Annotated in this window: 19 protein-coding genes and 2 pseudogenes; 8 read left to right on the top strand and 13 right to left on the bottom strand. The window is 60.0% G+C overall.

Going from position 1 to position 20,734, the window contains the following annotated elements:
* The first annotated feature begins 116 nt into the window (after nucleotides 1-116).
* A complete protein-coding gene (locus tag RF819_RS01320; RefSeq protein ID WP_078366714.1) occupies nucleotides 117-452 on the top strand; it encodes a DUF3579 domain-containing protein in 336 nt (111 codons plus the stop codon).
* A gap of 20 nt (nucleotides 453-472) precedes the next feature.
* Here the strand turns inward: RF819_RS01320 and RF819_RS01315 are convergent, their stop codons facing one another.
* The 3 genes from RF819_RS01315 to rpsT form a co-directional block, all read right to left on the bottom strand.
* Entirely contained in the window at nucleotides 473-1,024 is a 552-nt protein-coding gene (locus RF819_RS01315) for a YgjV family protein (RefSeq protein ID WP_158081215.1), read from the bottom strand.
* A 13-nt stretch (nucleotides 1,025-1,037) separates the two neighbouring features.
* Nucleotides 1,038-1,553, bottom strand: a complete 516-nt coding sequence (locus RF819_RS01310) for a YgjV family protein (protein WP_078363300.1) — start codon at nucleotides 1,551-1,553, stop codon at nucleotides 1,038-1,040.
* 255 nt (nucleotides 1,554-1,808) lie between these two features.
* Nucleotides 1,809-2,108: a 30S ribosomal protein S20 gene (rpsT, locus tag RF819_RS01305; protein WP_078363299.1), complete on the bottom strand. Its 300-nt coding sequence runs from the start codon at nucleotides 2,106-2,108 to the stop codon at nucleotides 1,809-1,811.
* A 105-nt stretch (nucleotides 2,109-2,213) separates the two neighbouring features.
* Between rpsT and murJ the strand changes: the two genes are divergently transcribed.
* Together murJ and RF819_RS01295 are read left to right on the top strand one after the other, a co-directional pair.
* A complete protein-coding gene (gene murJ / locus RF819_RS01300) occupies nucleotides 2,214-3,779 on the top strand; it encodes a murein biosynthesis integral membrane protein MurJ (RefSeq protein ID WP_078363298.1) in 1,566 nt (521 codons plus the stop codon).
* A 12-nt stretch (nucleotides 3,780-3,791) separates the two neighbouring features.
* A complete protein-coding gene (locus RF819_RS01295; protein ID WP_078363297.1) occupies nucleotides 3,792-4,643 on the top strand; it encodes a SirB1 family protein in 852 nt (283 codons plus the stop codon).
* A gap of 51 nt (nucleotides 4,644-4,694) precedes the next feature.
* Here RF819_RS01295 and RF819_RS01290 read toward each other — a convergent pair whose 3' ends face one another.
* The 4 genes from RF819_RS01290 to RF819_RS01275 form a co-directional block, all read right to left on the bottom strand.
* Entirely contained in the window at nucleotides 4,695-5,693 is a 999-nt protein-coding gene (locus tag RF819_RS01290) for a GlxA family transcriptional regulator (protein WP_078363296.1), read from the bottom strand.
* A complete protein-coding gene (locus tag RF819_RS01285) occupies nucleotides 5,680-6,303 on the bottom strand; it encodes a DJ-1/PfpI family protein (RefSeq protein WP_078363295.1) in 624 nt (207 codons plus the stop codon). The genes RF819_RS01290 and RF819_RS01285 overlap by 14 nt, the downstream gene beginning before the upstream one ends.
* Entirely contained in the window at nucleotides 6,300-6,869 is a 570-nt protein-coding gene (locus RF819_RS01280; RefSeq protein WP_078363294.1) for an isochorismatase family protein, read from the bottom strand. Before RF819_RS01280 ends, RF819_RS01285 begins: the two co-directional genes overlap by 4 nt.
* A gap of 143 nt (nucleotides 6,870-7,012) precedes the next feature.
* Nucleotides 7,013-8,149, bottom strand: a complete 1,137-nt coding sequence (locus tag RF819_RS01275) for an alpha/beta fold hydrolase (protein WP_242473128.1) — start codon at nucleotides 8,147-8,149, stop codon at nucleotides 7,013-7,015.
* Between the two features lie 190 nt (nucleotides 8,150-8,339).
* Here RF819_RS01275 and RF819_RS01270 point away from each other — a divergent pair, with 190 nt between their 5' ends.
* The gene (locus RF819_RS01270; RefSeq protein ID WP_078363293.1) at nucleotides 8,340-8,864 is read left to right on the top strand and encodes an Rrf2 family transcriptional regulator; all 525 of its coding nucleotides are present in this window, start codon (nucleotides 8,340-8,342) and stop codon (nucleotides 8,862-8,864) included.
* A 118-nt stretch (nucleotides 8,865-8,982) separates the two neighbouring features.
* A complete protein-coding gene (locus RF819_RS21225) occupies nucleotides 8,983-9,159 on the top strand; it encodes a hypothetical protein (RefSeq protein ID WP_158081214.1) in 177 nt (58 codons plus the stop codon).
* A 193-nt stretch (nucleotides 9,160-9,352) separates the two neighbouring features.
* On the opposite strand, the gene RF819_RS01265 is transcribed toward RF819_RS21225, so the two are convergent.
* From RF819_RS01265 to RF819_RS01255, 3 genes are all read right to left on the bottom strand, one after another.
* Entirely contained in the window at nucleotides 9,353-10,237 is an 885-nt protein-coding gene (locus RF819_RS01265; protein ID WP_078366712.1) for a universal stress protein, read from the bottom strand.
* 105 nt (nucleotides 10,238-10,342) lie between these two features.
* Nucleotides 10,343-10,651: a hypothetical protein gene (locus RF819_RS01260; protein WP_078363292.1), complete on the bottom strand. Its 309-nt coding sequence runs from the start codon at nucleotides 10,649-10,651 to the stop codon at nucleotides 10,343-10,345.
* Nucleotides 10,652-10,796: 145 nt separating this feature from the next.
* Nucleotides 10,797-11,198, bottom strand: coding sequence for a GreA/GreB family elongation factor (locus RF819_RS01255; RefSeq protein ID WP_078363291.1), 402 nt, complete (start codon nucleotides 11,196-11,198; stop codon nucleotides 10,797-10,799).
* Nucleotides 11,199-11,693: 495 nt separating this feature from the next.
* On the opposite strand from RF819_RS01255, the gene RF819_RS01250 reads away from it, so the two are divergent.
* Together RF819_RS01250 and RF819_RS01245 are read left to right on the top strand one after the other, a co-directional pair.
* A complete protein-coding gene (locus RF819_RS01250) occupies nucleotides 11,694-13,445 on the top strand; it encodes an ABC transporter ATP-binding protein (RefSeq protein ID WP_078363290.1) in 1,752 nt (583 codons plus the stop codon).
* Nucleotides 13,435-15,192 carry an ABC transporter ATP-binding protein gene (locus tag RF819_RS01245; RefSeq protein WP_078363289.1) on the top strand — a complete coding sequence of 586 codons (1,758 nt, stop codon included), beginning with the start codon at nucleotides 13,435-13,437 and terminating at the stop codon, nucleotides 15,190-15,192. The genes RF819_RS01250 and RF819_RS01245 overlap by 11 nt, the downstream gene beginning before the upstream one ends.
* A gap of 80 nt (nucleotides 15,193-15,272) precedes the next feature.
* Here RF819_RS01245 and RF819_RS20815 read toward each other — a convergent pair.
* Nucleotides 15,273-15,473, bottom strand: a pseudogene (locus RF819_RS20815) (IS256 family transposase); the annotation flags it as partial.
* Here RF819_RS20815 and RF819_RS20810 point away from each other — a divergent pair.
* Nucleotides 15,430-15,881 (top strand): annotated as a pseudogene (locus tag RF819_RS20810) (methyl-accepting chemotaxis protein); the annotation flags it as partial. The pseudogenes RF819_RS20815 and RF819_RS20810 overlap by 44 nt on opposite strands.
* A 411-nt stretch (nucleotides 15,882-16,292) precedes the next feature.
* On the opposite strand, the gene rpoD reads toward RF819_RS20810, so the two are convergent.
* Together rpoD and dnaG are read right to left on the bottom strand one after the other, a co-directional pair.
* Entirely contained in the window at nucleotides 16,293-18,605 is a 2,313-nt protein-coding gene (rpoD, locus tag RF819_RS01230; protein WP_078363287.1) for an RNA polymerase sigma factor RpoD, read from the bottom strand.
* 259 nt (nucleotides 18,606-18,864) lie between these two features.
* A complete protein-coding gene (dnaG, locus tag RF819_RS01225; RefSeq protein WP_078363286.1) occupies nucleotides 18,865-20,730 on the bottom strand; it encodes a DNA primase in 1,866 nt (621 codons plus the stop codon).
* Nucleotides 20,731-20,734: the final 4 nt, after the last annotated feature.

The following is a 20,734-nucleotide window of genomic DNA, read 5'->3' as shown; positions in this document are numbered from 1 at the left end:
GGTGTCAGTGAGGTGGGGCTGAAAACCCTAGGTCTTGTATAAGACTTGGGAAGCGCACTACAATGCCCGCTGCGTTGCAACATCTCGTCAACACCCCCAAGATTGGCCGCCACAAGATGGTTTCACCTGTTCCACCAAAATTCTACATCCTGGGTGTGACCCACAGCGGTCGCGCTTTTCGCCCCAGTGACTGGGCAGAACGGTTGGCCGGTGTCATGAGCCAGTTTCGTCCGGGCCAGGCCCTGCCGGGGCGCCATTACACGTATTCACCGTGGTGTGTACCCACCAGTGTGGAAGGCACCCGCTGTGTGATCCTGGACGAAGCCTTGCGCACCCACGATGTGATGGCTTGGGACTTCTGCATGAACTTTGCCAAGGACAACGAGTTGCAGACCTTTCAGGGCCCGCCACCGGTGGGGCACGGTCTCAAGCCCACAGCGCCACGCAGTTGAAGGATTTGGCCGCTGGCGGCTCAGCTTTCTTGGGCGGGTAGGGCCGGGTTGCTGGATGGTAGAGGGGCGGCTTCACGTGCTTTGACCCGCATTTTGTAGATGGTGTAGCTGTTGGTGATCGCAATCACCACTTCGAGTGCTGTGCCACCAATGGAGCCCGAGAGCACGTTGTTGACAATCCACAGCGCGGTGCCAAGCAGCATCACCATGCGCATCTGGATGCCTTCCAGAAGAAACAGCGCCAGTGTGCCCACACAGGAGGCAATCAGCGGGATCCAGTTCCACCACACGGTGGCCAACTTGAACCCCAGCCCGATGTTGATGGCCACAAAAATCAAGGCAATCCACAGTGACTTGGAATAGATCGACACCAGCGAGCGGGTCATTGACACCAGGGAGCTGGCGCCCGCTGCCGGGTTGCCCAGGAGTGTGAAGTGCACCACATAGGCCACACATTCTGCGGCCATGTAGAGCTTGAAACGGATGTCGTTTTTTTGCAGGAACGAGGCCACGCCCAGAAAAAATGCAGCGTAGCCAAACAGTTGTGCGGTATCGAGCCAGTGGTCAAACACAAATAAATCTTTCTCAGACGGTGGTTTGTGTTTTGGCTGCGCGCCAGGCACCGTAGGCGGCGGCCACGCCGTTAAGGGTGTTGCCCAGCATCTGCCACCACGAGTCGTAGGCCCAGGCGTTGTACATCCACAGACTGGCCACACCAATCATTGCCAAGCGCAAGGCCACACCACGCATGTAGAACATGGCATAGGTGGCCAGCATTGACCCGGCCATCGAGAACACGGTGGTCACGCCGTTCCAGGTGAGTGCCCCAAGCAACAGAGTGACCAGCAAAAATGCCAGACAAGACCACAGCTTGGTGCGTGCGCTACGCCCCTGCGCATTGGAGGCAGACACCTGGCGACCCACACTCAGGGCACTCAAGGCGGCGGCACTTTGGGCGCCCATCAGCAGGTTGTTCGCGGCCCACAAGGCCGAAGCCCAGCCGGTGGAATGGCGCAGTGATCGGTCCGAGGTGCGCACCAGACCGGCGATATTCAGGGACAAAGCTGCCAGGCCAGTGATATCGACAAGAGTTGGGGTCATGGGTGGTGCGCTTGGCCAGGATGCGGCGCTGGGTCGTGTTGAAAGTTATGTGTAAGCTATTGTAAGGGTTAACCCTAGTTTCTGTTTGCCAGCATGTGCGCGTTGGCGTTTGTTGCCCAAGCGGTGCCAGACAAGTCACAGGCGTCAGACGCAAAAAAGCCGTCCAAAGACGGCTTTTTTGCTTTTGCTGACAGCGCACCCGTTACAAACGGCGTTGTCTTGATCCCTCAGGACAACGTGCGATTTGCCTGAAAATCAGGCGGCGAGGGCCAAGGCTTTCACCTTGGTAGACAGGCGGCTCTTGTCGCGTGCAGCCTTGTTCTTGTGGAAGATGCCCTTGTCAGCCACGGTGTCCACCACGGCTTGCATCTTGCCAAACAACTCGGTTGCTTTGGCCTTGTCGCCAGCGAGAACGGCTTTTTCAACGTTCTTGACAGCGGTGCGGTATTGGGAACGCAGCGAGGTGTTCGCGGCGTTGATCTTGATGTCCTGACGGACGCGTTTACGGCCCGACGCCAGGCGCGGGTTCTTTTTCTTGGGTTTTCCAGATGCCATGATTGATGTTCCTTGAGTCTGTGGATGTTGTCAGCAAAGCCTGCGATTCTAACAGTTACTTGCCGACAGGGAATCCGTCCTGTTTGCCCGGCTACACTTTGGCGCGTGAGCCTCTTCAAATCCGCCTCTATCGTTTCTCTGCTGACCCTGGTTTCACGTATCACAGGCCTGATGCGTGAGTTGCTCATGGCGTCCACCTTTGGCGCGTCCGCCATGACCGATGCCTTCAATGTGGCATTTCGTATTCCCAACTTGTTCCGGCGTTTTTTTGGTGAAGGCGCGTTCAGCCAGGCTTTTGTGCCGGTGCTGGCGGCCTCCAAAGCGCAGCAGGGGGATGAGGCCACGCGCCTGGTGATTGACCGGGTGGCCACGGTGCTGGTCTGGGCGCTGTTGGTTCTGAGCGTTGTTGGTGTGCTCAGTGCCGGCGGGCTGGTCTGGATCATGGCCAGTGGTTTGCAACAAAACCCGCGCGGTTTTGATGTGGCGGTGGTGATGACGCGCTGGATGTTTCCCTACATCGCCTTCATGTCGCTGGTGGCCTTGGGCGCTGGCGTGCTCAACACCTGGAAACACTTTGCGGTGCCTGCGGCCACACCGGTGCTGCTCAATGTCTGCATGATTGCCGCCACCGCGCTGGGCGCGCCCTGGTTCAAAAGCCTGGGTATTGAGCCGATTTATGCGCTGGCAGGGGGGGTGTTGCTGGGCGGTGCCTCGCAGTTGGGTGTTCAGTGGTGGGCCTTGAAGCGCTTGGCCTTGCAGCCGCGACTGCGCTGGCGCCTGTCTGCCCTGCGTGAGGCCTGGGCCTGCACCGAGACCCAGAGTGTGCTGCGCCTGATGGGCCCGGCGCTGCTGGGGGTGAGTGTGGCCCACATCTCGATGCTGATCAACACCCAGATTGCCTCGCATCTGCGACCGGGCAGCGTGAGCTGGATCACCTATGCCGACCGCTTGATGGAGTTTCCGACCGCCTTGCTCGGCGTGGCCATGGGCGTGGTGTTGATGCCGCAGTTGGCCGGTGCACGCGCCAGCGGTGACACCGCCCGGTATTCCAGCATGCTGGACTGGGGCCTGCGCCTGGTGGCCTTGCTGGCGGTGCCGTGTGCGGTCGCGCTGTTGGTGTTTCCGAAGCCGCTGGTGGCGGTGCTCTACCACTACGGCGCCATGACCGCCTTTGATGTGCAGCAGGTCACCTACGCGCTGATGGGTTGGGGCACCGGCTTGATTGGTATTGTGGCGATCAAGGTGCTGGCACCCGGTTATTACGCCAACCAGGACACCAAAACCCCGGTGCGTATTGCGGTGGGTGTGCTGGTGTTCACCCAGTTGCTCAACCTGGTATTGGTGCCGTTGTTTGCGCATGCGGCGCTGACTTTGTCGATTGGTATTGGCGCCTTGGTCAATGCACTGTGGCTGCTGATGGGGTTGATCAAACGGGGTAGCTACAAGCCCGAGCCGGGCTGGGGGGCGTTTTTGCTGCAGGTGCTGGCGGGTTGTGTCTTGCTAGGGGTTTTCCTGGTGTGGGCCAATGGCCACTGGGACTGGACCGCTTTGCGTGCCGAGAGTTTCAAGAGAATTTGGCTTCTAGCCCTTGTATTGATTGGGTCTGCTGCTATATATTTGGGAACTGTCCGTGTGGCAGGCCTGCAATTGCGCCAACTCCTGCGCCGGTAGACAATGGCCCCTATGAATTTTTCCCTGAATGTCCCGACGCCGCTGGAGTACTTTGCCTCTCTGGTGCACACCGACGCCGACTTTGCCCTGCTGGAGGCTGCTGTCAGCCTGGCCCAGGACGAGTACCCCGACATCAGCGTGCAGCAGGTGCTCGGTGAGGTGGACCAGCTGCTGGCGCGCCTGCAACGGCGCCTGCCGACCGACGCCGGGCCGCTGCAAAAGTTACGCACGCTCAACCAGTTTGTCTTTCGCGACCTGAACTTTGCCGGCAACTTCAACAACTTCACCGACCCCGACAACAGCTTTGTGCATGTGGTGCTGCGCACCCGGCTGGCGATCCCGATCTCGATGGCGGTGATCTGGTTGGAGCTGGCCCAGGGCATTGGCCTGAAGGCACGGGGTGTGGCGTTTCCGGGGCATTTCCTGGTCAAGGTCAACCTCAGTGAAGGGCAGGTGGTGATTGATCCCTTGAATGGCCAGTCACTCAGCCGCGAAGAACTGGCCGAGCGGCTGGAGCCCTACCGTAACCACTCCAGCCTGGTCGACGAACAAGAGCTGCCACTGGGCCTGTACCTGCAGGCTGCCAGCCCGCGCGAGATCATTGCCCGCATGCTGCGCAACCTCAAAGAGATCCACGCCGCGCAGGAAGACTGGCACCGCCTGATTGCTGTGCTGGACCGGTTGATTGTGCTGCTGCCTCAGGCCTGGTCCGAGTACCGTGATCGAGGCCTGGCCCATGCCCAAGCCCGCCATCCCGGCCATGCGCTGGAAGACTTGGAAACCTACCTGGCCAATGCCGGTGCCGCCAGCGACCGCCCGGCCATCACCGCCCGCGCCGCCGAGCTGCGCCGGGCAACACATTGATTTAGACGTCAAATGGGGCGCTAGCCCTTACCCATAAAGCGCCTTCAGCTATTAATTTGGCATTTTGGAGCTGGATGGGGTGCCACCGTCGGCAAACTGGTGCCAGGCGCGGCGCAGCTGGGTGTCTGAGCTGAAGCCCGCCAACTCTGCCGCCTGGGTCACATTGCGGCCCGACTGCAGCGCGGTCTGCGCCAGCGCCAGGCGGATGCGGCGCAAATAGGCCAGCGGCGCAATACCTGCGTGCTCTACAAACAGTCGGGTCAAGTGTCGGGGTGAGGTGCAGGCCAGCTCGGCCATGTGGTTCAGACTCCAGCTGTCGGCGGGTGCGCTGCTGATCGCGTCCTGTACCCGGTGCAGGGCTGGGTGCAAGTGGTTGCGGTAGCTCAGAAACGGTGACAACTCGGGGTCTTGTGGGCCCCGGCGCAATGCCACCACCATGGTTTGTGCCACCTGGGCGGCCACGGCTTCGCCACACAGGTTGGCAATGCGGTGCAGCATCAGGTCGATGCCGGTGGTCACGCCAGCGCTGCTGTACACCGGCGCGTCTTCCACAAACACCCGGTTGGCCACCACCTGGCAGCTTGGCGCCACCTTTTGCAACTCCGCCAGATGCTGGTGGTGCGTGGTGACATGGTGGCGCGCCAGCAGCCCGGCATGGGCCGCCAACACGGCCCCGGCACACACGGTCACCAGCTCCAGCTGATGCCTGGCCAGCCGCAGGCCACGCAGCCAGTGCAGCAGGGCGCGGGCCGGTTCCGAATCCACCGCGATGGTTTGCCCGGGTAAACCCAGCAGCACCACCCAGCTTGGCTGTGGCAAGACCGTTGGCAAGGCCTCAATGCCGCTCAAACGCAGGCCGACCGAGCTGACTTGATCCGCACAGGGTCCGACAAAACGCAGCACAAAACGTGGCGCCAAGCCTTTGGCCACCAGCACCTGGTTGGCGATGCGCATCGCCTCAGCCGGGCCGGCCCAGTCCAGCGCCAGGGTGTCTGGCAGCAGCACAAAAAACAGCTCAATCGGATTGGCGGGTGTGTCAGCCAGTGGCATCGTCACTCCAGGGGTAGTCCATCTGGCGGGCGGTCAGGCGCGCCAGCTCCGGCCCGGCCAGCCGCGCCACCAGATGCAGGCACATGTCGATGCCCGCGCTGATGCCCGCCGAGGTGACCAGCGCGCCGTTGTCGATCCAGCGCGGACCCTCACACACCTCCAGCTTGGGGAAGGCCTGGCGCAGGTCAGCCACATCCTCCCAATGGGTGGTGACACGGCCCTGGTTTAACACCCCACTGGCCGCCAGCAAAAAGGCACCGGTGCAGACCGAGGCGCTGATCTGTGCCCCAGCAGCAGTTCGGCTTATCCAATCCAGCGTGGCCGGGCAGGCTTGAGGCGCAGTCACCACACCACCGGGCACCAGCAGCAGGTCACACGCGGCCTCGTCAGCAAAGCTGCGATCGGCTTGTACGCGCAAACCGGCCCGCGCCTGGATTTGGCCGCCATCCCGCGAGACACAGGTCACCTCAAACAAGGCACCCGTACCGGGATTGCGCCTGCTAAACACCCGGCTGGCGGTGGTGAACACCTCGTACGGCCCGGCAAAGTCCAGCACCTCGACCGCGTCAAACACCAGGATGGCCACCTGTATCGGTAAGGGCGCGCTCATGCCGCTTGCTCCAGCGCACGTTGTAGGGACTGAGCCGGGTCACACAGGGTGGCAAAACGGCCAGCCAGCACGGTGGCGGTGCGGGTTTTGATGTCAGTCGCGCTCAAGGTCTGGCCATCGGGCTGTTGCATGTCCCAGGTCAGCGTGGCGTCCAGGCAGAAGTCCACCTGCCAGCCCAGGTCAGACGCGTGGCGGGTGGTGGTCTCGCAACACTGTTCGGTGCGGATGCCGCTGATGATCAGCCGCCCGATGCCGCTCTCGGTGAGCCACACATCAAGCCCGGTGCCCACCAGCGCGCTGTGGCGGCTTTTGACAAAGGTGGCGGCGGGCTCAAATTCACGCAACTCGCCCAGCGGCTTGATGTGGCCCGATGCCTGGGCAAACGGGTTGTCGCTGGATGCCGGGCCATCCACATGGAACACCCGCACGATGGGCACCCCGGCCGCTTGGCAGCCGTCGATCAGCGCGTTTTGCGCCTGGGCGTAGGCGGGCAGGTCGGTGGTGGTAAAAAATGGGCGGTGGCGGAAGGACTCTTGTGCATCAATCACTATCAGACATGTTTTCATCAAGATTTCTCCGGTATTAAAACCCTGATGATCCATTATCTATGAGGGCCTAGCCACTTTGAAAGAGACAGATACCAATCATATTCGGACATTCATGTCTGTGCCTGATCCGCCCACACCGTGGCCCTGGGCAGACAGCGCGCTCAAGTGCGCAAGAAGGTCAGCAGCGCATCGTTGAAGGCCTGCGCGTGCGACACATTCAGGCCGTGTGGTGCACCGCTCACCGTCACCAGCTGGCTGTGGCGCACCGCGTGGTGGGTGCGTAGGCCCGAGCCTTCGATCGGTACGATGGCATCGGCGTCACCGTGGATCACCAGGGTGGGCACGGTCAGCCGCTTCAGGTCTTCACGGAAGTCGGTGGTGCCAAACGCGTCCATACACGCCAGTGCCGCAGCTTGTGCCGACTGCTGGCACAGCGCGACAGCCTCACGGCGCTGCGACTCGGTCACCAGGAATACCCCATTGGCCGAATAGAAGTCTTCGGTGAACTGCTCAAAAAACGCATTGCGGTCCAGTTCCAGCGCACGCCGAGATTTTTGCGCTGCTTCGGGGGTGAGTGGTCCGTCGGGGTTGTCGACCGACTTCATCAGGAACGGCGGCACGGCCGCCGCAAACACCACGCTGTGCAACAGTGATTCGCCGTACCGCGCCACATACCGTGCCACTTCGCCACCCCCCATGGAGAACCCCACCAGCGTCACGTCCTGCAGTTGGCAGTGGTCCAGAACACGTTGCAGGTCGTCGGCCAGATCGTCGTAGCTGTAACCTGATTCTGGTTTGTCTGAGCGCCCGAAGCCGCGCCGGTCGTACGTGACCACCCGGTAACCGGCGCCTTGTAACACCAGCACCTGCTGCTCCCAGGCCATGGCTGACAGCGGCCAGCCATGGATCAGCACCACGGGTCGGCCGTCACCACCGCTGTCTTCGATGTGCAAGCGCACCGAGCCTGCGGGCAGGGTGGCCACATCTTGTGCACTTGCTGCGGCGCCTGCGGCAGCACCACCCAGCGCACCCGCCATCGCACCGAGCGAGGCTCCCACCAGCACCCCCACCGGTCCGGCCACTGCCACACCAATGACTGCACCCGTGGTTGCACCCGCCATCACGCCGCCACCGACCAGCACCGAGTTGGCTTCGCGTTCAGCGTCTTTGGGGTTCAGTGGCGTCTGCGCCCCAGCATTGGGGTCCTGCGAGGGCACACCGTGGCCTGGATTGGCTTGTTCGGCCATGTCGCTGTCGGTGGTGTCGCTTGCAGGTGGCACGGGAGGCAATGGGTTCATGGGTTACTCCTGGTTCAGTGGCATGGGGGGAAAGCGCCGTTAAAAAGTGCGCTAGGCCCACCTTAGACCCCGACAACGAGCCCGTCAGTGCGACAGCGCACGCTTGCTGGGCCTGTGCTTGTGTTCGTTGGCAGACCGACAACACCGATTGGCCGTTGTGCAATGGGACGCCTGAACTGGAGGAATCACCATGCGTTTAAGTACCAAAGGCCGTTTTGCCCTGACCGCCATGATTGATGTGGCTTTGCGTGAAAAATTTGGGCCCGTTCCGCTCAACGAGATCGCGCAGCGCCAACACATCTCACTGTCTTACCTCGAGCAGTTGTTCAGCAAGCTGCGCATGCAAGGGCTGGTTACCAGCATCCGTGGGCCGGGCGGCGGCTACTCGCTGGGCAGTCAGACAGACGTCATCACCGTGGCTGACATCATTTGCGCGGTGGAGGACGACCCGCCCTCGACCAAACAGGCAGACGCTTCACCCGTGCAACACATGACACAAGACCTGTGGGACGCCATGAACGCCAAGGTGCTGAAGTTCACCCAGTCGGTCACCTTGAAGAGTCTGGTGCTCGACCAACTGGCCCAGGGTGTGGAACTGGCACACAAATCACCGCCCAACCGCGGGGTGTTTAAACAGCCCTTGCCAGCCGCCTTCCATCCCCAAGGCCCCAACTCCGTGTTTGCGCTGGGCCAGACTTTTCGGGCGCAGGTTTGAACCTGGTCAAGGCACCCGAGTGATCGCAGGCCAAGCCAGGTTTGCAGACCAGCCACCCTGTGTTTCTGTGGTGGGGCAACGCACAGACGGCTGCCTTGCCCACACCAAAAATAGACGCATGAAACAACCCAACTTCACCATGACCGTCGACATACCGGCGCCAGAACCGATGCCAACCACACCGACACCCATGCCACCTATGCCAACGCCCCCCATGCCGACACCTCCGTCGCCAGCACCGCTGCCGTCCGAAGTGCCTGGTCCCATGCCCACGCCGCAGCCGATGAAGCTGTGAATGCGCTGATCTTGCAGATGTAGTATCTAATTTGTAGCTGTCAGCCCTTTAAGGAAAAGGGCTTGAAGCATATTTTGTGCATCATCTGCATGCAACCTCCGGGCACTGCAATGGCCGCCTTGCGGACCTGGCGTCTGTGTGGCGCCGTGGTGTTCTGGCGATCTCTGGCGGTTTGATCTGGCCCGTATGTGGCTCACACCGATACCAGCAGGTCGCCCTGCAACTCGGCCAGCACGTGTTTGGTGACACTGCCGAGAAGCATCTCTTCCAGCAGGCTGTCGCCGTGTCTGCCCATCACGGTCAAGTCGCAATCAAGCGCTTGTTCCTGCTCAAGGATGCGCAGGGCTGGGTTGCCGTGCAGGACCAGCAGGCTGGTGTTCATGTTGTTGAGCCCGGCTTTGTCCCGCAAGGTCTGGAGCTTGTGCAGCGCTTCCTTCCGGGCAGTCACCCGATGCTGCTGGATCGTGTCTTCGTTCACTCTGGCATAACGCAAGAGCCCCTCGAAAGGCACTTCAAACGCATGCATCAACACCATGTCGGCCTGGGGCGCCAGGCAGCGTGCGTGGTGCAGGGCCCGAAGTGACGCGCTTGAAAAATCGACCGGTACCAACAGCCGCTTGTAGGCGCCACGGGGTGGCTGTTTCACCACCAGAACGGGGCACTTTGTTTTGCCCAGCACACGCAAGGCCGTTGTTCCCAGCGCGAAGCGGCGAAAAACACTGTCGCCCTTGGCACCACAAACCAGCAGGTCTGTTGCCAAGGCATCGGCTGACTTGGCCAGTTCGGTGAGCAAGTCGCCGGCAACGACCTGTGTGTCAGGTGTGATGCCAACGCGGTGCTGCAGTTCAGTGGCGAGCGCCATCAGCCTGGTCTGTTCCGCTTGCAGGACCTTGTGTTCCAAGTCGCCCGCTGTGGTGCCCATCAGTTGGCCAAGCCGCTCCAGCGGAGCCAGGTTGGTCACGTGCAACAGATCAAGCGTCGCCGCGGTCTCCTTGCTGACCAGTGCCGCACGTTCAGCAGCATGGCGAGCCGGTGCTGACAGATCGGTCGCCGCCAGAATGTGATTGAGTTGATACATGGTGTCCACCTCCAATTTGACGTTGTTGACACAGTGGGTCTTCAGGCCATGGCTGAGACTTCGCATCGGCGCGGGCGTCTGGTCGTCCGGGGTGGCCGCGCACGTTCATGTGTCCCGGGGGCCCACCACACCGGCGACAAAGTCGGGGTCCTGGCTTCGGTCTTGGCTGCGGGCGATGAACTTCAGCAGGCCCAGCTTGGAGGTCTGGGATTGGATGTTCGCCTGCCCAGACAGAAACAGCTCCTCCACCCGTGCCAAGCCGATCAGACTGCTGGCGACATTCAGGGTGATCACACCTTCCCCGCTGGCTGGCACCAGGCCTGGCTCGATGCGGGCGTAGTAACCCAGCTCACCCAACTTCATGGCGGCCTCTTCCAAAATGGCGCTGACTTGCGTGTTGAAACGAATACTCATGATGGTTTGAAGACTTTTGAAAATCTGACGCTCGAATCCCTGCCCTCAAGCGGGGTTCGAGGTCGAAGTGAAGCATTCAAAAAGGCAGGAAATGGTCTTTTTGGCCCAACTGGTGCTGGGGCGCTCACTCTTGCCTGCACCTTGCTCAGGTGGTGTAGTCACCAGAGGCTTCTGGCTGAAACAAAATGGCCGCCACCTTGGCGGAACGGGCCTCACCCTGAGGCATGGTCCAACACGCGGTGTCGCCAACGCGTCGGCCCAGCAAGGCGGCCCCGACCGGCGACAGAACCGAGATCAGCCCCCGGCCTGCGTCAGCGTTGGCGGGGTAACACAGGGTGAACTTCTGGCGCAGTGCCGAGCCGTCATGGACGATCTCGACCTGCGAGTTCATCGTGACAATATCGGGGGCAATGTCCTGTGAGACCACCAGGTCTGCCGAGTTCAAATCCTCGGCCAGGTCTTCTGGAAGTTGGCCTCGATTCAGTTTGGAAAGCCGGGTGAAATCGAGCTCGGTCAGCAAGCGCTGACCGGAAAGGGTCTTGTGCATGAGGTTTCTCCATCAAGCGCGGCCAGACATCGTTATGCAGAAGAATGGCCGCTATCGCGCTGAGCTGGTGCCCGGCGATAGGTGCTTGCGCAAGATAGGGAAAAAGGTTTATCGCCGGGCGGGGGAATGTGCGACCGGCTTGTATGGCCAGATATCGCGCACACCCACGTACTCCCGAACACACCGGCTATCGAATAGGCCGGTGGTCATGGGTAGTTGGAGCGTGGCCATCAGACGATGCCATAACTGTTGCTGCATGGCTGGATGATAGCAAGCTGAGTTATCCACCCAACAACCATGAGGATAGCGGTGCAGTCAGGGCACGGCTTTCAACGTCTGCGGGTAACGGGGTGGCAACCCGCGCCGCAGTTTTCGATATCTTTAAGACCACTGATGATCAAAGTGATGAGGATCATTGACTTTGTTGGCTTAACCGAATCAACCCTAGAATTCGTCTCCCCCCAACCGTCATTCACGCCATTGCGGCGCACTCCCATGACCCTGACCAGCCTGATCGCACTTTACGTGCGCCAGAACTGGCGCCCCTATTTGCTTGCGGCACTGATGCTGGCGGCGGTAAGCGCTCTCACAGTCTTCATTCCACGACATGTTGGTCGCATCGTGGACGGTCTGGCTGCTGGGCAACTGGACAACACGGCGCTGTTGGCGCAGTTGGGTTGGCTGGTGTTGGCGGGCGTGTTGATTTATTTCCTGCGGGTGGCGTGGCGTTTGCAGCTGTTTGCGGCCAGCTACCGTCTTGGGGCCGAGCTGCGCACACGCCTCTACGCTCGCTTGTGTTTACAAGGGCCTCACTTCTTTCACCAGCGTGGCACGGGTGACCTGATGGCGCAGGCCACCAACGACATTGACGCTGTAGAAATGGCCTCAGGGGAAGCCATGCTGGCAGGCTTTGATGGCACATTGACGTTGATCCTGGTCGTTGCCATGATGACGCTTGGCATTGACTGGCGACTGGCACTGGTCGCTCTGCTGCCGTTTCCCTTCATGGCATTCGCGTTTTGGCGCATCTCAACGCACATTCACCTGGCCTCCAAAGATTCACTTGAGCGATTTGGCAAACTCAATGACCACGTGCAGGAGACGCTCACCGGTGTGCGCACATTGCGTGCGCTGGGTCTGGAGGAGCGCAGTGCCGCACGCTTTTCCGAACTGGCTGAAAACGCAGCCAGTGCCAGCCTGCAAGCCCAGAGATGGGAGGCCGCGCTCGAACCCACGGTAGGGATCACCTTGATCTGTGCCACGGTACTGACCCTGGGGCTGGGCGGTACGCTGGTCTGGCACGGGGTGCTGACCCTTGGTGCGTTGACGGCGTTCAGCATGTACCTGGGCCAATTGATCTGGCCCATGTTTGCTGCTGGCTGGGTGTTGTCTTTGATCCAGCGCGGACGTGCTGCCTGGGAGCGATTGCAGCCGACCTTGGCGGCGCCACTGTCCATCGATGACAGTGGCACAAGGACACAAACACCTGTGGGCGCGTTGGCGTTCAAAGACGTCTCGTTTTCATATCCAGGGCACCAGGCACTGGCCCTGTCGGGAATCAGTTTTTCTGTGTTGGCCGGGCACACGTTGGGCATTGTCGGTGCCACCGGTGCGGGGAAATCCAGTCTGGTTCGTTTGATCTTGCGCCAGTACGCAGCCAACCAGGGCAACATCAGTTGGGGAGCCCACGGACTGGCTGACTACACCCTGGAGACCTTGCACCAGTCAATGAGCTGGGTGCCTCAGGAGCCGTTTCTGTTTTCTGCAACGATTGCCGAGAACATTGGGCTGGTCAAGCCAGATGCCACTAGGGCTGAGATCGAAAACGCGGCTCGCCTGGCCTGCATCGACGAAGACATTGCGCGGATGCCACAGGGTTATGACACCCCAGTGGGGGAAAAAGGCATTTCGCTCTCGGGCGGGCAGCGTCAGCGGGTGGCCATTGCACGCGCGATGCTGGCTGATGCAACGCTGTTGCTGCTGGACGATGCCTTGTCTGCCGTTGACACGCAAACCGAAACCAGCATCCTGCAGCACCTGCAAGAGCTGCGCAAATCCAGCCCAGGTAGGACAACCATCATCGTCAGCCACCGCTTGAGCGCCGTGATGGATGCTGAACACATACTGGTGCTCAAGGATGGGTGCATTGTTGAGCAGGGCGACCATGCCAGTCTGCTGGCGCTTGATGCCTGGTACACATCCCAATGGCGCTACCAACAGTTACAAGCGAGTCTGGATGCAGACTGAAGCCACTCCCCAGCCACGCAACACGCGCCAAGCCATTGCCCTGTTGCTGCATGCGGCCCGATCCGAGAAACACCACGTCTGGAAGGGCGGTTTTTGGCTGATTGTGGCGGCGCTGCTCGAAGCCGCTGGCCCCTTGCTGGGTAAGTATTTCATTGACCACACGCTGATACCGCGGCGTTTTGACCCGATGGAGGTGGGTTTGCTGCTGGGTGGCATTTTGCTTGCAGGTGCCATCGCTTGCGCCATTCGCTACACCCAATTGGCGCGTCTGGCCGGGGTGGCCATGCGTTCGGTTCGGCGATTGCGCGAAGAGGTCTATGGCCACGTGTTGCGTCTGCCCATGGCTTTTTTTGACAAGGCAATCACCGGGCAGTTGGTCAGCCGGGTGACCAATGACACCGAGCAGGTCAAGAACCTCTATGTCCAAGTGCTGTTTGTGATTCTTGACAACAGCATTGTTGTGCTCGGTGCTTTTGCTGCAATGGCCTGGCTGGATTGGCGCTTGATGCTGATTGTGCTCACGCTGGTGCCAACGGTGGTGGTGATTGTCTGGTTCTACCAGCGCTGGAGTGCACCCGCTGTGTCACGTGCACGGCAGAAACGCAGCGACATCAATGCCCTGATGTCCGAGTCCATTGCCGGTATGCCGGTACTACAGGCCAGCAACGCACAAGTGCGTTTTCGTCAAAGGTTTGACCGCATCAACCAGCAGCATCTGGGTGCCCGCATTGCTGAGATGCGTGTGAATGCCTGGCTGCTGCGTCCGATGCTGGACTTGATCAATGTGTTGCTGCTTGTCGCTGTAATTTACAGTTTTGGCCTGAGTGCCTTCAGCGGGCTGCAAATCGGCGTGTTGTATGCCTTTGTGAGCTACCTTGGCCGCGTGGTGGACCCACTGATTCAGATCACGCTGCAGTTTGGGCAGCTGCAACAAGCCATCGTTGCTGCCGCGCGGGTGGACACATTGCTACAAGAACACCGCCCGATGGCGGTGACAGGCCCAGAGCGGATTTCCCAAGGCGCGGTGAGCATCCAGCGACTTCGGTTTGGGTACAACCCTGATACGGTGATCCTGCACGATCTGAGCCTACAGATTCCTGCGGGTGCTTTTTACGGATTGGTCGGGCACACCGGCAGTGGCAAGTCCACCTTGCTCAGCCTGTTATTGCGCTTTTACCAAGCGCAATCAGGTGACATCAGCATTGATGGCATACCTCTGGCTCAGTTCAGCGACGCGCATTTTCGTGCCGATGTGGGCCTGGTGCCGCAGGATCCTTTTTTGCTGGCCGCGAGTGTGCGTGAGAACATTGCGATGGGCCGCGATATTGCCGAGCACGACCTGCAATCGGCAGCACGGGCAGCACATTGCCACGACTTCATCATGCAGCTAGAGCAGGGCTATGACACCCTGCTGGGTGAAGGCGGGGCACGCTTGTCGGTCGGGCAAAAACAGCTCATTGCCATCGCGCGAGCCTTGGCAGGCCAACCACGCATCTTGTTTCTGGATGAAGCGACCGCCCATATTGACTCAGAAACCGAGCAAATTGTGCAACTGGCCCTGACCGAACTGCGCGGTCGTGTGACCGTGATCGCCATTGCCCACCGCTTGTCGACGATCCGCGCCGCTGACTGCATCGTGGTGCTTAACCATGGCCACATTCAAGAGCAGGGCAACCATGAGGCGTTGATGGCGATCCCTCAAGGTGTCTACCAGCGGCTATACCTGTTGCAACAACTGGAAAGCTAGGGCGAGAGCACAGTCTTACGGGTTACGGCAACGCTGAACAAGACGGGTGTCCGAATTTTTGTGTAAACGGGGCGGAGATCAGTTGAGGAGAAGTGATCGGCAAACTGAATGGCAAAACGGGTCAGGGCAGCCTTCCAGTCTCTGATTGGCATCGTCCATTTGGGGCTGATGTTGCGCAGGGCCAGATAGAACAGTTTGGTCAGCGCCTCATCACTGGGGAAGGAACCCCGGTTCTTGGTCAGTTTCCAGACCAGTATCCTGGCACTCAACGCAGCGGAGGAAGCCGCCGGTGCGGGTGAACAGGGTCGTGGTTTTGCGGTGGTGGCCAGTGAAGTGCGCAGCTTGGCAGGCCGCAGTGCTGAAGCCGCCAAAGAAATCAAGACCCTGATCAGCAACAGTGTCGAGCGGGTCGAACAAGGTACAGCCCTGGTCGACCAGGCCGGTACCACCATGACCGAGGTGGTGGCCTCCATTCGCCGGGTCAACGACATCATGGGCGAGATCAGTGCGGCCAGCGTCGAACAAAGCCAGGGTGTGGGCCAGATAGGGGAAGCTATCCAGCAGATGGACCAGGTCACCAGCAAAACGCAGCCCTGGTGGAAGAGATGGCTGCTGCTGCCAGTAGCCTCAAGTCACAATCGCAGGAGTTGGTGAGCACGGTGGCCGTGTTTAAGCTGGCCGCCGGGTAATGAGTTGAGCTTTCAACTCCCGCAGCACGTTTGACCAAACCGGGCAGTCACAGCACCCACAAGGCCGCTGGCCTTCAGCAAGAAAGGTGTGGTCATGACTGATTTGCACCGGTTTTGAGGATGCTCCCTACTTTGAGAAGATGCAGCCACAAGCAAGAAATCAAACCATTTTTCTCCGAAGGTGCGCGAACGCCATACGCTTGGTGCAGGCCCATCATGGCGAACACGCCTCCTTGTGGGCAGGGGGCTGATCAACGACCATGCACAGGCGTGTGTTACCCGGGCGCAGGTCGATTTGGCCCGGGCGAAGTTCCAGCGTCCCTCGGCTTGTTAGATATCAAAAAAATAGCGCCTCACGCCCGTTTTATCAGGGCCTGAGGCGCTTTTCTTATGTAAACGCTGGGTCGGTGTCTACAGGTTGTCGGTGAAACTGCGCAGCTTGTCCGAGCGGCTGGGGTGCTTGAGCTTGCGCAGCGCCTTGGCTTCGATCTGGCGGATGCGTTCACGGGTCACGTCAAACTGCTTGCCGACTTCTTCGAGGGTGTGGTCGTTGGTCATCTCGATACCAAAACGCATGCGCAGCACCTTGGCTTCGCGTGGCGTCAGGCTGTCCAGAATGTCCTTGACCACGTCGCGCAGACCGGCTTGCATCGCGGCTTCCATCGGGGCGGTGTTGGCGCCGTCTTCGATGAAATCACCCAGGTGGCTATCGTCATCGTCACCGATCGGCGTTTCCATGGAGATCGGCTCTTTGGCGATCTTCATGATTTTGCGGATCTTGTCTTCCGGGATTTCCATGCGCTCAGCCAACACCGATGCATCGGGCTCGTAACCAAACTCTTGCAGATGCTGGCGGCTGATGCGGTTCATCTTGTTGATGGTTTCGATCATGTGCACCGGAATCCGGATGGTGCGCGCTTGGTCTGCAATGGAGCGGGTGATGGCCTGGCGAATCCACCAAGTGGCGTAGGTTGAGAACTTGTAACCACGGCGGTATTCGAACTTGTCGACCGCCTTCATCAGGCCGATGTTGCCTTCCTGGATCAGGTCGAGGAACTGCAGGCCACGGTTGGTGTACTTCTTGGCAATCGAGATCACCAGGCGCAAGTTGGCCTCGATCATCTCTTTCTTGGCCGCACGCGAGGCGTATTCACCCTCGTTCATGCGTTTGTTGATGTCCTTGAGCTGGTCCAGCGGCACCACAACCTTGGCCTGCAGGTCGATCAGTCGTTGTTGCAACTCCTGCACCGGCGGGATGTTGCGGCCCATGGTCGCGCTCCAGGGCTTGCCGGCGGCGGCCTGTTTTTCGATCCATTTCAGGTCGAGCAGATGGCTGGCTACCTTGTTGTGGTGTTTGTCACGGCCGCTGAACTCGGCAATGAACTGGGGCTGTGGGTAGCCGCACTTGTCAACGATGATGCGGCGCAACTCACGTTCTTTCTTGCGCACGTCGTCGACTTGGGCACGCACCATGTCGCAGAGTTTTTCGATGGTTTTGGCGGTGAAGCGGATCGACATCAGCTCGTCGGACAGAGCGCGCTGTGTCTTCTGGTAGTTGGCGCTGCCGTAACCTTCCTTGTCGTAGATCACATGGATCTGCTCGAAGTGGGCACGCATCCGGTCAAAGCGGCTCATCGCTTCTTTTTTGAGCTCTTCGAGCTTTTTGGTCAGCGCCTTGGAGCCTCCCTTGCCGTCATCGTCATCATCTGCGTCGAATTCGTCAAAGTCTTCTTCGGCCACATAGTCGTCGGCCTCGTTCGGGTTGGTGAAACCGTCGACGATGGTGGTAATGACCACCTTGTCGTTGCGGATGTCTTCTCCCAGTTGCAGGATCACGTCGATGGTGGCGGGGGAGGCGGAAATCGCCTCCATCATGGCCATCAGCCCACCTTCGATGCGCTTGGCGATTTCGATTTCGCCTTCGCGGGTGAGCAGCTCGACCGTACCCATTTCGCGCATGTACATGCGCACCGGGTCGGTGGTGCGGCCAAATTCGCTGTCCACCGTGCTCAAGGCGGCTTCGGCTTCTTCCTCGGCTTCTTCTTCGGTGGCGGCGGTGGGGCCGTTCTGGTTCAAGAGCAGGGTTTCGGCATCAGGGGTGTGCTCGTAGACGGCAACACCCATGTCGTTGAGCATCGAAATCACCACCTCGAGCGTTTCGGCATCGACCAGTTTGTCGGGCAAGTGGTCGGAGATTTCGCCGTGGGTCAAATAACCACGGGTTTTGCCGAGCTTGATCAGCGCTTTCAGGCGCAGGCGGCGCTTGGCCAGGTCTTCTTCGGACAGAACCGTTTCATCCAGACCAAACTCTTTCATCAAGGCACGTTCTTTGGCCTTGCTGATCTTCATGCGAAGCGGTTTGACCTTTTCGGTGGTCTCGGTGGTTTCGCTGGTTTCTGCAACCGGTTCACCCGCCAGATCGTCCTCGATGTCGGACAGGTCCAGATCATCCACATCCGAATCCGCCTTGCCGGCCTTTGGTTTGCGACCGCGTTTGGCGCCAGTGGCGGTATCGCCAGATTTCTTGACGGTTTTTGCAGCCTTTTTCTTGGCAACAGGTTCTGCTACGGCATCGACCTGGGTTTCTTCTACAGCAGCTTTGACTTTGGATTTGGATGCGGGCACGACGGGTACTTTCGGTTCAGTGGGTTTGCTGGCTGTTTTTTTTACAGCGCTGGTCTTGGCTGCGGGGGCGGCGGAAGTCTTTGACTTGGAAGCAGGCATGTATGAACCTCAAAACGACGACAAACGAAGCATGTGGAGCGCTGCGGGCAGACCAGCGTTTTGGAAAAACATCGCAAAAACGGGCAGGGTCCGGCAAGACGGGTGGGCGAACATTTGGTGTGCAGTCCTTGCGGCAAGGTGGCCGGATGCGCTCAAATGCATCGTGTTGGCCGGGTCCGGAGGTGCTGCTGTCGCGCTTGCCTGGGCGAAAAACAGCGGATTATACCTTTTTTGCGAGCTTGAGCGTCCCAGATGGTGCCTAGATGGCGGGTTTCAAGGCCTTGCGACGGTCCTGCAGTTCACGGTAGCGTTGCAGTGCTGAGGGGTCGGTTTTGGCCTCTTCGAGCGCCTGGGTTTCCGCTGCCATGAGCTGGTCGATCAGCATCAGATTGAGTAGGCGGCGCAGCTCGCTGGCGGCTTCGGCCGCATCCTCATCCACACCCAGCTCGTGGCTGCTCATCAGTTTGGTGGCAAAGGCTTCACTCTCGTGGCCTTGTAGGCCCTCGCGCAGAGCGATCCATGGCTGTGGGCCATGTTCATGGAACTGCGCTTCCAGCCAGGCAAACAGCGGCCCGTAGGGTGGCTCCAGGCCACACAGCAAGCCATGGTCTTCGACCGACAGAGCCTCGAGTGCGGCCATGTTGTCGAGCAGGATACGTGCGGCATGGTCGGCCCGGCTGGCCGGCAGGCGGCTGTTGCTGGGCATCGGGCGAGGGTTGTTCTTGGATTTATAAGATTTTGGGCTGTAGCCCCCGTCCTTGCTGCGGTAATCACTATCACTTTGATAGTTTTCCTTGCGCACCCGTTTGGGCTTGGCCTGCGTCGGATACCAGACCTCGGTTAACTCCCGGCTGGAGAGTTGCACCAGATCGGCGATCTCTGACAGCAGTTGTTGTTTCAGGGCGCCAGCGGGCAATAGTTCCCACAGCGGTTTGGCGTTGCTCGACAGGTGTGAGCGGCCTTCGGCGGTGTGCAGGTCGCAGCCGTCACGGGCAGCGTCGAGCAAAAAACGGCTCAGTGGCACCGCTTCGCTGACATAACGCGCAAAGGCTTCTTTGCCGTGGGCGCGGATAAAGCTGTCGGGATCGTGCTCGGGCGGCAAAAAGAGAAACTTGACACTGCGCACATCGGTCGCCAGCGGCAGAGCGGCGTCCAGCGCCTTGCGTGCCGCGCGGCGGCCGGCGCTGTCGCCATCAAAGCTGAACACCACCGACTCGGTGAAACGAAACAGTTTGTGCACATGCTCGGGGGTGCAGGCGGTGCCCAGTGTCGCCACCGCATTGGGAAAACCGAGCTGCGCCAGCGCCACCACGTCCATGTAACCTTCGGTGACCAGCGCGTAGCCGTGTTCCCGCAAGGCGGCGCGGGCTTCAAACAGGCCGTAGAGTTCGCGGCCTTTGCTGAACACCGGGGTTTCCGGCGAGTTGAGGTACTTGGGTTTGTCGTCACCCAGCACCCGTCCGCCAAAACCGATGCATTCTCCTTTGATGTTGCGGATCGGGAACATGACCCGGTCACGAAAGCGGTCGTAACGTTTGGCTTCACCACCGTCTTCTTCGTTGAGGATCACCAAGCCGCTTTCCACCAGCAGCGGGTCGTCGTAGTTCGGGAACACGCTGGCCAGGCTGCGCCAGCCCTCAGGGGCATACCCCAGGCCAAACTGTTTGGCCACGGTGCCTGACAGACCACGACCTTTGAAATAGCTGATCGCGCGCGGTGACGCCTTGAGGTGTTTTTGGTAGGCCTTGCAGGCTTTCTCGAGCACATCGTTCAAGGTGTGCTGTTTTTGCCGTTGTTCGGCAGCGCGGGCGCGGTCCTGCGGGCTGGCGTCGTCTTCGGGCACCTGCATGCCAAATTGCTGGGCCAGGTCCTGCACGGCTTCCACAAAACTCATGCCCGCGTGCTCCATCAGAAAACCGATGGCGTTGCCGGTTTTGCCGCAGCCAAAGCAGTGGTAGAACTGTTTGGTCGGGCTGACCGAGAAAGACGGCGATTTTTCGCTGTGAAACGGGCATAGCCCCATGAAATTGGCGCCGCCCTTCTTGAGTGGCACATAACGCCCGACGATCTCGACCACGTCGGCGCGGGCCAGCAGTTCCTGTACGAAGCTTTGGGGGATGGACATGGGG

The organism is Rhodoferax fermentans, from assembly GCF_002017865.1.
Classification (GTDB): Bacteria; Pseudomonadota; Gammaproteobacteria; order Burkholderiales; family Burkholderiaceae_C; genus Rhodoferax; species Rhodoferax fermentans.
Note: the sequence above shows the minus strand (reverse complement) of the source record. Positions and strands in the feature narration are given on the sequence as shown.